7 protein-coding genes are annotated in these 11594 nt (G+C 66.6%); 6 read left to right on the plus strand and 1 reads right to left on the minus strand.

Annotated features, from left to right (window positions below):
- Positions 1-392: 392 nt before the first annotated feature.
- Genes DM816_RS35205 through DM816_RS35230 form a run of 6 tightly spaced genes read left to right on the plus strand, consistent with a single transcriptional unit; the run spans position 393 to position 7525 of the window.
- Positions 393-1052, plus strand: coding sequence for a YesL family protein (locus DM816_RS35205; protein WP_211588995.1), 660 nt, complete (start codon positions 393-395; stop codon positions 1050-1052).
- Positions 1053-1092: 40 nt separating this feature from the next.
- Positions 1093-2646, plus strand: a complete 1554-nt coding sequence (locus DM816_RS35210; RefSeq protein ID WP_117214780.1) for an extracellular solute-binding protein — start codon at positions 1093-1095, stop codon at positions 2644-2646.
- Complete coding sequence (locus DM816_RS35215) at positions 2643-3539, plus strand: ABC transporter permease (protein WP_117214781.1); 897 nt, start codon at positions 2643-2645, stop codon at positions 3537-3539. Before DM816_RS35210 ends, DM816_RS35215 begins: the two co-directional genes overlap by 4 nt.
- Positions 3539-4408, plus strand: a complete 870-nt coding sequence (locus DM816_RS35220) for a carbohydrate ABC transporter permease (protein WP_117214782.1) — start codon at positions 3539-3541, stop codon at positions 4406-4408. The genes DM816_RS35215 and DM816_RS35220 overlap by 1 nt, the downstream gene beginning before the upstream one ends.
- Positions 4405-5040 (plus strand): rhamnogalacturonan acetylesterase, encoded by a 636-nt coding sequence (locus DM816_RS35225; protein WP_117214783.1) that lies wholly within the window; start codon positions 4405-4407, stop codon positions 5038-5040. The genes DM816_RS35220 and DM816_RS35225 overlap by 4 nt, the downstream gene beginning before the upstream one ends.
- A gap of 13 nt (positions 5041-5053) precedes the next feature.
- Positions 5054-7525 carry an exo-rhamnogalacturonan lyase family protein gene (locus DM816_RS35230; protein ID WP_117214784.1) on the plus strand — a complete coding sequence of 824 codons (2472 nt, stop codon included), beginning with the start codon at positions 5054-5056 and terminating at the stop codon, positions 7523-7525.
- Between the two features lie 361 nt (positions 7526-7886).
- Here DM816_RS35230 and DM816_RS35235 read toward each other — a convergent pair whose 3' ends face one another.
- On the minus strand, positions 7887-11198 hold the full coding sequence (locus DM816_RS35235; RefSeq protein WP_117214785.1) for a S8 family peptidase: 3312 nt from the start codon (positions 11196-11198) through the stop codon (positions 7887-7889).
- Between the last annotated feature and the right edge of the window lie 396 nt (positions 11199-11594).

The raw sequence follows: 11594 nt of genomic DNA on the forward strand, positions 1-11594 counted from the left end.
CCCGCATCCGTCGCTGCCGCCCCGAAGTCCCCCCATCCACCCCTGACCCCCTCCCCCTCCCGCGTTGATCATGAAATTAAGTCCATTCTGGACGACGTGTCGTTGCATCAACTTCATGGTCAACTCGCCCGCCGTGGTGGGCCGCCGCCGGGTTTTCGGCCGCTGCTGCCGGTAAAACCCCGCCGCCGCCCGTCAGATCGATCATGAAGTTTCGGAGACGACATGCCGTCGAACATGGACGTAAGTTCATGATCGTCGCGAAAGCGCGCGAAGGGGCGGAAGAGGGGTGGGAAGGGGGATGGGGGCGTTGACGTTGATTCGTTTCAGTCCTAGTGTCGCTTCACCGGAGCGAAACACGCCCGAAGCGTAGGCGACGTGGGGAGGTGCAGGCCATGGGTCGGGCAGCCGTCCGCCTCCACGCGCTCTGCGCCACGATTGCCTGGTGTTGCGCGCTCAACGCGATGTGGATCGCCTTTACGCTGCTCGGTGGCGTGGTCTTGGGTGTCGGGCCGGCGACCGTCGCGGCCTGCGTCCTGAGCCGCCGCCGGATCAACGGTGAATCGATTCACCTGCGGGACTTCGTCGCGACGTGGCGGCGCGAGTTCCTTCGCGGCACGGCCGTGGTGCTGCCGGTCGCCATCGTCGTGGTGGTGCTGCTGTCCAACTACGCGTTCTTCTCCATGCTCGGCCCGGGCGTGGGCGGGGCGCGCCTGCTTACCCTTGTCGCGCTGATCGTCGCGATCGGCGCCGCGAGCTATGTCGGCCCGATGTATGCGCACTATGACCTGCCGTTGCGGGCCGTCGCCGCCAAGTCGCTGCGGTTCGCGCTCGCCCGGCCGGCGTCAACGATCATCCTGCTGTTTGTGTTCGCCGCATTGGCGTTCGTCACCGCCGCCGTGCCGGTGCTTCTGGCCGTCGTGTCCATCGGGGCGTGGTGGCACGCCAGCACATGGTTGTGCTTGCGGTTCTTCCAGGAAAACGAGGATCGGCTGGCACGACCCGCTGAGCAGCCGCAACGGGTGCTTCCGGTCGAGCCGCTGCGGATCCGCTGATCGCTTCTCCTATCAAGCTTCGAAAGGACCGGTACCGTATATGAAACCTTTCAACAAGATTGGCGCCTTGCTCGGCGCGGTGGCCATCACGCTGCCGCTGACGCTGGCGAGCTGCGGCAAGAGCGAGGAGAAGGCCGACCCGGCCGACCTCGGCACGCTCACCATCATGCTCCCGCTGATCGGCGGCTCCGGCACCGCTCCGGCCCCCGACGGCGAGATTCACAAGGCGGTCGAGGCCTTTACGGGCAAGAAGCTTGAGATCACCTGGATACCCAACGCCAACTACGGCGACCGCATGAACGTCACGCTGGCCTCCGACAATCTGCCCGAGGTCATGGTCTCGCAGGGCAAGCTGCCCGCGTTCGTGCAGTCGGCCGAGGCGGGCGCGTTCTGGGACCTGACCAACAAGCTGGACTCGTACCCCAACCTCAAGGCGGCCAACAAGCAGATCGAGCGCAACTCCTCGATCAACGGCAAGGTGTACGGCGTTTTCCGTGGCCGCGACCCGATGCGTGCCGCGGTGATCGTCCGCGAGGACTGGCTGACCAAGCTCGGGCTCAAGATGCCGGAGACCGTGGACGACCTCTACAACGTCGCGAAGGCGTTCACCGAGAACGACCCGGACGGCAATGGCAAGAAGGACACCTACGGGCTGATCATCCCGAAGTGGCCGGCCGGCTACGGCTCGGCGAGCCCGTACGACGTCGTCGAGACGTGGTTCGGCGCGCCCAACGGCTGGGGCGAGCGCAACGGCAAGCTCGTGCCGGGCTTCGACACCGAGGAATTCCTCGCGGCCAACCGGTACATGAAAAAAATGATCACAGAGGGCCTGGTCAACCCCGACTACGCGACCTTCGACAGCGGCAAGTGGGAGCAGCCGTTCTTCCAGGGCAAGGGGGGCATCATCGTCGACGTGAGCTCGCGCGGCCCCTCGCTGCTGAAGCTGTTCAAGGAGAAGGATGCCGCCAACTACGACAGCTATGTGGACCTGACCGGCAACCTGAAGGGCCCGGACGGCAAGCTGCGTGCCTTCCCCACCACGGGCTACAACGGCTTCCTGGCGATCTCGAAGCAGAGCGTGCCCACCGAGGCGGAGCTCGACGACGTGCTTAACGTGCTCAACAAGCTCAGCTCGAAGGAGGGTCAGATCCTGCTCAACAACGGGATCGAGGGCCGCAACTTCACGGTGCAGGACGGCTTCGCCATCGGCAAGCCGCAGGACGACCCGGCGGTCAAGACGATGACCAGCGATGTGTCCTACTTCGGCCAGCTGGGCACGGCGACCGCCGGCTATCAGGCCTATGTGGGGCTGCCCCCGGGCAAAGCGGAGCGCGCGATGTACGAGAAGCGCCTCAAGTTCCACAAGGCCGATGAGGCGTCCGCGGTGCACAACCCGGCCCAGATGATCATCTCTAAGACCCAGGTGGCCAAGGGCGCGCAGCTCGACCTGATCGTCTCCGACGCCCGGATCAAGTACTTCGCCGGGCAGATCGACGAGGCCGGGCTCAAGGCCGAGATCAAGCGCTGGTACGACCAGGGCGGTCAGGACATCGTGAACGAGATGAACGAGCAATACGCCAAGATCAAGAAATGATGACCCAGGTCGTTAGGTACCGGTGGCTGTTCGTACTGCTGCTGCCGGGGCTCGCCTACTTCGCGATCTTCAAGTACGCCCCGATGTACGGGGTGACGATCGCGTTCCAGGACTACCTGCCGTTCCTCGGCTTCACGGGCAGTCCCTGGGTCGGGCTCAAGCACTTCGAAAACCTGTTCTCCAGCCCCGATTTCCCTCGGGTGCTGGGGAACACCCTCATCCTCGCCGGGCTCAACGCGGTGTTCGTGTTCCCGGCGCCGATCGTGGTCGCGTTGCTGCTCAACGAGGTGCGCCTGAACGTGCTCAAGCGCGCGGTCCAGTCGGCCATCTATATCCCGCACTTCCTCTCGTGGACGATCGTGGCCGCGCTGACCTACCTGCTGTTCGCGCTCGACGTCGGGCCGATCACGCAGGCGATGAACTCGCTGTTCGGCGAGCGGTTCGACTTCCTGGCCGACCCGGACTGGTTCCGCCCGCTGGTCGTCCTGCAAACGCTGTGGAAGTCGACCGGCTGGGGCACGATCATTTACCTCGCCGCGCTGGCCGGCGTCGACCCGAATCTGTATGAGGCGGCCCGCATCGACGGCGCCGGGCGGTGGCAGCAGATGTGGCATGTCACGCTGCCGGCCATCCGCTCCACCATCGTCATCATGACCATCCTGCTGGCGGGCAACCTGCTCGATACCGGATTCGAACAGATCTATCTGCTGACAAACTCGCTGAACCGTTCCGTGGCGGAGGTTTTCGACACCTACGTGTACTTCCTCGGCATCACCCAGGGCGCCTACAGCTATTCGACCGCCGTGGGCCTGTTCAAGGCGGTCGTCGGCATCGTGCTCATCTACGGCGTGAACTGGGTCGCCCGCCGCTTCGGCCAGACGGGGCTGTTCTGATGAAAAACACGCCATTGGGCCGGGTCTTCGACGCGTTCAACGCGGTGGTGCTGGTCGGCTTGGCGGTCGTGACCGTGCTGCCGTTCATCTACGTGACGGCCGGATCGTTCGCCAAGGAGTCCGAGCTCGCCGAGCGCGCGTTCTTCCTGTGGCCGCGGGAGGTCGTGACCGATACCTATCGCTACATCTTCTCCACCGACACGTTCATGCGCAGCCTCATCGTGACCATCGCGGTGACGGCCGTCGGCACGCTGATCCAGGTTCTACTGACATTCACCATGGGGTACCCGTTGAGCCGCCGCAGTCTTCCGGGGCGCAACGTGCTGCTGAGCCTGATCATCTTCACCATGGTGTTCAGCGGCGGGCTGATCCCGACCTATTTGATCGTGCGCGAGCTGGGAATGCTCGACACGTACTGGGCTCTGGTCCTCCCCATGGCGATCAATCCGTTCTACCTGATCATCGTCAAGAACTTCTTCCAGGAGCTGCCCGAGGAGCTGCAGGAGGCGGCGATGATCGACGGGTGCAGCGAGCTCGGGGTGTTCTGGCGGATCGTGCTGCCGTTGTCCAAACCGATCCTCGCCACGATGGCGTTGTTCTACGCGGTCGCGATCTGGAACGACTTCATGTCGCCGCTGCTGTACATCGACGACTCCAGCAAGTGGACGCTGCAGATGTTCGTGCGCCAGATGACCGTGTCCTCCGACATGGCCAACACGCTGGGGCAGCTCGACCCGAACTACGAACCACCGGAACAGGGGCTGAAGTTCTCCGTGATAGTCATCGCCACGGTGCCGATCCTTTTGCTGTATCCGTTCCTGCAGAAGCACTTCGCCAAGGGCATGCTCATCGGGTCGGTGAAGGGATGACCAACGTCCTGCTCGCTGGGGATTCCACGGTCGCGGTCTGCCCGGCCGACGAGACGCCGATGTCGGGGTGGGGCGCGCATCTGGGCGCCCCGCTCAACCGGCGGATCGCGGCGCTGTGCGCGTCGACGGTCAACGTGCTCAACACGGCCAAGGGCGGGGCCACCACGGCCAGCCATCGCGCGGAAGGGCTGTGGGACCTGCTCATGGCGTCCGTCAAACGCAACGACGTGGTGATCATCCAGTTCGGACACAACGACCAGAAATACGCGGACCTGCCGGCGCACGGCGCGTTCCGGGAAAACCTGGAGCGGTTCGTGGCGGAGGCGCGCGAAGCGGGGGCGTGGCCGGTGTTGTGCACGCCCGTCGCGCGCAGGCACTTCGTGGGCGACCGGGTGGAGAACTCGCACGGTGAATACCCCGACGCGGTGCGGGCGGCGGCCAAGGCGGCCAACGTCCCGCTGATCGACCTGACGACGTGGAGCACCGCGCTGTACGAGGAGCTCGGCCCGGTGGAGTCGGCGCGGCTGTTCACCGAGCGGGACAACACCCACTTCAACTTCACGGGAGCCTGCGTGTTCGCCGAATATGTCGCCGAGTGCGTGGCGCCAACAGTTTTGGAGGCTCTCGAGTGAGGGCGGTGCTCGGGTGAAGGCGGTTCTTCGGTGGTTGAGCCAGGCGCGGCCGACCGGTGTCACGTGGGGCGTGCCCTGGCCGCGCGGCGCGGTGCCCTTCGACTCGTCGTTCGGCCTGGGTGATGTGCCCGTGCAGAGCTGGGTCACGGCGACGTGGCCCGACGGGTCGGTGAAGTGGTCGGCGCATGCGATCGGGCCCACGCCGGCCGAGTCGTTGGTGCTCACTCCAGGCGCCGTGCCCGCTGCTTCGGAGCTGTCTGTCCGGGTTGGACATTCGCCGGTGACCGTGGACACCGGAGTCGTGCGGTGGGTCGTGCCAGGTGGGGACGTGCTGCTGACCTCCGAATTCGCGCGCGAGGTGCGGCTCGTGCGGGCCGGGCAGGAGACGCCACCGGTCGACGAGGTCGTCGTGGAGCAGGACGGTCCGGTCCGGGCAGTGGTGCGGTTGTCCGGGCGGGACTTCACCGTGCGCCTTTACTTCTACGCGGGCGCATCGGACGTGCGGATCGTGCACACGTTCATCTACGAGGCTCCGCTCGCGGGGCTCGGGATTCGGGCCGACGTGCCGATGCGCGACGAGCCGCACGACCGGCACGTGCGCCTGGCCGGGCCGACCGGCTTCCTGACCGAGGCGGTGCGCGGCATCACCGGGCTGCGCCGCGATCCGGGCGCCCGCTTCCGCGCGGCTCAAGTGCAGGGACGCCCGTGCGGGCCGGCTTCCCAATGGCACGAGTCGGTTTCGCGCCGCACGCACCTCATTCCACAGTGGAACGACTGGACGCTCGACCAGAACAGTGCCGACGGCTTCACGCTGCGCAAGCGCACGGGCACCGAGCATGGGTGGGTGACCATCCCGTCGTCGACCCGGTCGGCGGGTTATGGCTACGTGGGCGGGATCAGCGGCGGGCTCGGGTTCGGCCTGCGCGACTTCTGGAAGCTGCACCCGACCCGCCTCGACATCCGCAACGCCGCAACGGATTTGGCCACCGCCACGGTGTGGATGTGGTCTCCTTCGGCGCCGCCCATGGACTTGCGCTTCTACCATGACGGGCTGGGCCAGGACACATACGCCGAACAGCTTGAGGGCCTGGAAATCACCTATGAGGACTACGAGCCCGGATTCGGTGACGCATATGGGATCGCACGCACCCACGAGCTCGTGCTGCGGGTCTACCCGGCCACACCATCCGGCGATGAGCTGGCCGCGCACGCCGCCGCGCTGAACGATCCAGCGTTGCTGGTCGCGTCGCCGTCGCACATCAAAAAGGCGGGCGTGTTCGGCGACTGGTCGCTTGTGGACAGATCGAGCCCGGCGCGTGCCGAGATCGAGGACCGGCTCGACTTCCTGTTCGACTTCTATGTGGGACAACGGGAACAGCGCCGCTGGTATGGCTTCTGGGACTACGGCGACGTCATGCACGGCTACGATCCGGATCGGAGCCAGTGGCGCTACGATGTCGGCGGATATGCATGGGACAATTCCGAGCTTTCTCCAGATCTCTTTTTCTGGTACCAGTTCCTGCGCACCGGCCGACACGACGTGTTCCGCTTCGCCGAGGCGATGACCCGGCACACCGGCGAGGTCGACGTCTATCACGCGGGGCAGTGGAAGGGCTTGGGCACGCGGCACAACGTCCAGCATTGGGGATGCAGTGCCAAGCAGTTGCGCATCTCCAGCGCCATCTATCGCCGGATCTACTATTACCTGACCGCCGACGAGCGCACGGGTGACCTGCTGCACGAGCTGGCCGAGGCGGAAACCGCGTTCCTGGCGCTCGATCCCACGCGCAAGGTGCGGTCCGATGTGTACAGTCCGAACCGCAACGCGCTCGCGATCGGGCTGGGCACCGACTGGGGTGCGCTGGCCGCCGCGTGGCTCACCGAGTGGGAGCGGTCCGGCGACGAGCGGGCGCGTGCCAAGCTCGTCGGCACGATGCACGACATCGGCCGGTTGCCGCACGGGTTCCTTACCGGCGAGGCGCTGTTCGATTTGGACACTGGACGCTTCGACACCACTCGCGACCGCATCTCGGTCTCGCACCTGTCGGCCGTGTTCGGGCTCGTCGAGATATGCTCGGAGCTCATCTCGCTGGTGCCCGATCCCGGGTTCGAGCGGGCGTGGCTCGACTATTGCTCGCTTTATTTGGCCTCACCCGAGGAGCAGGAGCGAGCGGTCGGCCATGCGCTGCGGGGCATCTCGCTGATCCAGGCGCACAGCCGGCTCGCCGCCTACGCCGCCGCCCGCACCGGCGACGACCACCTCGCGCGCCTGGCCTGGCGCGCCTTCCGGCATGACATCGGTGACCAGCTCAACACCAATGCGCTGCAGCGCCAAGCCCATTGGCACACCACGCATGTCGCGGGCCCCACGGTGCTCGCGCCGGTGGACGAGATCCCGTACCTCTGGACCAACGACGCGGCGCAGTACGGCTTGGCTGCCATCCAAAACCTCGCGCTCGTGCCCGACCATCTCGACGAGAGCTGAGCCTCACGGTTCGAGCACGAGTTTGAACGGGTGCGTGTTATTGGCGAGCGTCGCGTCCTGCACGGGCACCCTGCCGGACTTGAAGGTTTGCACCTCGATCCAGGCACCGTCCAATGTGATCGGCTGGCCTGCGGCGCGAGTTCGGCCACGACGCGGAACTTGAGCGTCGCCTGCCCGCCGCCGCGCGGGACGGCACCCGGCCGAGCCACGCACTCCCACGCCTTCGGGGATGTCTCGGTCTGCAGCCCACACGCGTCCATGCCCGCTTCGCCGGACGGCGCTTGCCCGGGGCGGGGTTGCGGCGGACGCGAAGAAAGTGGGCGCCCCCGATGCCGGGGACGCCCACCTGGTGCTGTCGCGGTTAGGCGATCTTGTAGGCGCGGATGATGGTCTGGGTCGCGCTGTTGTTGGCCCAGTCATCCACATAGGCGCGCAACGAGATGAACCCGGTGGTGTTCGGGTGCGGGATCGTCACGATCCGCTGGCCGCTCACCGTGGTCACCGTCGCCGGTGTCCAGGTTGCACCGTCGTTGATGGACCAGTCGATGTTCAGCGTGCGCACGCTGCTGGCCGCCGAGTCCGGCTGAGCCGCCGGGAACACCGGGATCTGGAACGAGGTGTTCTTCGGCGCCTGGTTCTGCGCGTTGAGCGTGGGCTTGAAGCCGACCGCCCAAAGCTGCAGCCGCAGGACCGAGTTGCCGGCGACCGTGTCGGAGGTGAAGTTGTAGGTCGCGCTCACCTGGGTGCCGAGCTCGACCGGGGCGCCCCGGCTCACGCTGACCTCCAGCGTGTACGGCAGCCAGCCCGCGGGCACGTTGGTCTGTAGCGCCTGCGAGGTGTGGAACGGGCCCGTCGCGATGACCGTGCTGCCCTGTCGCAGCGTGATCTGCCCGGTGCTCGGCACACCCGAGCCCTGCATGCCCGCGTGCCCATCACCGTCGCTGAACAGCGGCAGGATGAACCGCATGATGTTGCCACTGCGCACCGACCACAGCGCCGTGCCCAGCGGACCGTTGAACGACGGGCCGTACGCCGGGCGGTTCCAGTGTTGGGTGCTGCTGGCGCCGCCGGTGTAACTCGTGAACCCGGACGTGTAGCCGACGATCGTGGCATCGATCGACTCCACCCGATCGTCGAAGGTGGACGACCACCGGATCCCCTGCGTGGTGTCGAAGTACTCGGTCCAGCTGTACGGCATGTCCGAGCCCAGCGGCGCCTGCGCCGACGAGTCGAAGCTGCCGTTCTGCGGCTGGGACACCGCGCCCTTGTTGCCCGTGGAACCGGCCACGTGCAGGGTGTGGTGCGACGTCACGGTGTGCAGCTCATTGGCTGCCACCGTGCGGGTGTGGCCGGTCGGGTAGTGCTGGTTGAAGTAGCGGCCGATGTGCCACACCTTCGGCGAGTTGCGGAAGTTGCCCGCCGTGCCCGGGATGCCGAAGGTCCGCACGATCTTCCCGGTGAAGTTCGGCACCGGCGAGGTCGAGAAGACCTGTGCCGTGTAGGCGTTTTCACCGGCGCGCACGATGTTGAACACCGACGCGTTGATGTTGTTGATGGACAGCTGGCCACCGATGTCGGTGAACCAGTGTGTAGCCGCCGGGTCGGGCACCGTGATGTTGACCGGTTGCGCGGTCCGGGCGTCGATGGTGATGTTGCGGTTCTGCGTCATCTCCAGCCGCGGGACCATCAGCACGGACGTGTCCGCGCCGTCGAACACCATGGCCGACACCAGGTAGGTGCCCGGCGAGAGGAATGTCGTTACCGGACCGGCCGTGCCACCCAGACCCATGCCGAAGGACAGGTCGGACTTGAGAATGATGGTGCCGTACGCCTGCGTCTCCGCGCCGGACCGGTTGAGGTGGTTGAGCGTGAGCTCGTAGCCCTCCTCGCCCTTGTCGACGCCGAACGCGGTGGACGTGGCCGTGACACCGCCCGAGCTGACCCCGAGGACCCAGCCGCCGTAGAAGCCGTCGGGCGACGACACGGTCGTGTCAGCGGTGAGCGTCACCGAGGCCGTCGACCCCGGCAGGATGCTCACGAAGTTGGTGCTCAAGGAGAACATGCCCGCCGGTGCCGCGTTGCCGTTGGGGTCCCGGGCGTCCACCGAAAGCGACAGACCGACACCGCTCGTGCCGTCGTTGCGGAAGGTGATCGTCTGGGTCAGCAGCGGGTCGTCGTTGTGCGGCCACGCCTGCCGGCCGAAGCTCACGCTGGCCGGGCTCGACGTGATGAACTGGTTGGCGGTGCGGGCCACGTTGAGCCGCCCCGCTCCCTGGGTGAACACGCCCTGGCTCGGGTTGGGCACCGACGAGTTCATGACGCCCGCCTTGAGTTGCGCGGGTGTCCAGGTTGGACGGCGCTGCGCGAGGATCGCGGCGGCGCCGGCCACATGCGGTGCGGCCATGGACGTGCCGCTGAAGTCCACATAGGACCCGCTGCCGGGGCTGGTGGAGCTGCGCGCGGCCGTGATGCCCACGCCGGGCGCCGCGATGTCGGGCTTGAGCGCGGCGTCGCCGACGCGCGGGCCACGGTTGGAGAAGAACGCGATGTTGTCCGACAGGTCCATCGCGGCAACCGACAGGGCCGAGTCGGCCGTGCTCGGCGAGCTCACCGAGCGCGGCTGGGCCAGCCCCTGGCTGTTGCCCGACGAGATGACGAACAGCACGCCGTGGCTTGCGGTCAGGTCGTTGACCGCCTGCTCCAGCGGGTCGATGCCGGGCCGGTCGCCGCCGCCCAGGCTCATGTTGATGACGTCGGCGCCCTGCTGGGCCGCCCACTGCATGCCCGCGAGGATGGCCGACTCGCTGCAGGACCCGTTGTTGGCGGCGACGCACACCTTGCTGTTGATCAGCGACGCGCCCGGTGCGACACCTTTGTTGGCGCCGCTCGAGGCGGCGCCGGTGCCCGCCACCGTGGAGGCGACGTGCGTGCCGTGGCCGTGGTAGTCGCGCGCGTCGGCCTCGGTGGTGAAGTTGGCCGAGGCGATCACCTTGCCGGCCAGATCGGGATGAGTCGCGTCAATGCCCGTGTCGACGACCGCGACCTTGACGCCCGTGCCGTCGTAGCCCGCGGCCCAGGCCGTGGGCGCGCCGACGTGCGGCACGCTCTGGTCAAGGTGCGTGCGGTAGATCGCGTCCAGCCACACCTTCGTGTCGCCGGACTTGAGGCTCTGCCAGAAGTCCGTGGCGGACTGGTGCTTGGACTTCACGGCCATGCCGTTGATGGCGGGCAGGTCATGCGTCACGCTGACGCCCGCGCGGGACACGGCCGCCTTGGCGGACGAGGCGTTCGTGAGGATCAGCGGCAGGTCGCCGCGCTTGGTCGTGTAACCGAACTCGATCAGCTTGCTGACGTTGAACAGCAGACCGTCCAGCCTGCCCGCCGCGATCAGCGGCATGGCGTCGGACGGTACCACGTAGGTTTCGCCCTTTTCCTTATAGGACTGGAAGCGGACACCCTTGCGGGCGGGATTGTCCGCAATGGACACCCGGCCGTCGGCATAGACGGTCAGCCTGTCACCGGTGACAAGCGTGATGTCCTGTGCGTTGCCGCCGGATGGGATCTCGGGCGCGGTCGGCTTGGGTGCCGCCTGCGCGGTTGCGGTTGCGTACAGCAGTGATCCGATGAGCCCGATCGCGAGCGCGGCGGAGCCCATCCTCTTGCGTGCTGACATTCTCTCCCCGAATTCTCCCCGATTGAATTGGCGTCCCCGAAATATCGACGCCAATCAAGGCTTATCACAGTTGGGAGCGCTCCAGCCACCGTGACGAACATCACGGACCGTCCAATCGCGACATCCGAACCCCATGGCGGCCACGGGTGTTGACCATGAAGTTCATGCGGCGACACGCCGTCGAACATGGACTTAAGTTCATGATCGACGGGGAGGAATCTGTGATCAACTGATGATCGAATGGTGAGGGCTGCGGTGAGCATTGGCAGACATGGGCCGCCTACGCCGTTTCACCGCGCTCGCGCCGCTCGCCGCGACCGTCGCGGTGCCGTTGCCGCGGGAGGACCCCCGACCGCCGCGGCTGCGGCCGCCAGGCGGCTGCGGCCCGAGGCGACC

This window comes from Allorhizocola rhizosphaerae, from assembly GCF_003426775.1.
GTDB classification, from domain to species: Bacteria; Actinomycetota; Actinomycetes; order Mycobacteriales; family Micromonosporaceae; genus Allorhizocola; species Allorhizocola rhizosphaerae.

Coding starts and splice junctions, on each gene's coding strand:
- DM816_RS35205 (WP_211588995.1), top strand. CDS start 393: ATGGGTCGGGCAGCCGTCCGCCTCCACGCGCTCTGCGCCACGATTGCC.
- DM816_RS35210 (WP_117214780.1), top strand. CDS start 1,093: ATGAAACCTTTCAACAAGATTGGCGCCTTGCTCGGCGCGGTGGCCATC.
- DM816_RS35215 (WP_117214781.1), top strand. CDS start 2,643: ATGATGACCCAGGTCGTTAGGTACCGGTGGCTGTTCGTACTGCTGCTG.
- DM816_RS35220 (WP_117214782.1), top strand. CDS start 3,539: ATGAAAAACACGCCATTGGGCCGGGTCTTCGACGCGTTCAACGCGGTG.
- DM816_RS35225 (WP_117214783.1), top strand. CDS start 4,405: ATGACCAACGTCCTGCTCGCTGGGGATTCCACGGTCGCGGTCTGCCCG.
- DM816_RS35235 (WP_117214785.1), bottom strand. CDS start 11,198: ATGTCAGCACGCAAGAGGATGGGCTCCGCCGCGCTCGCGATCGGGCTC.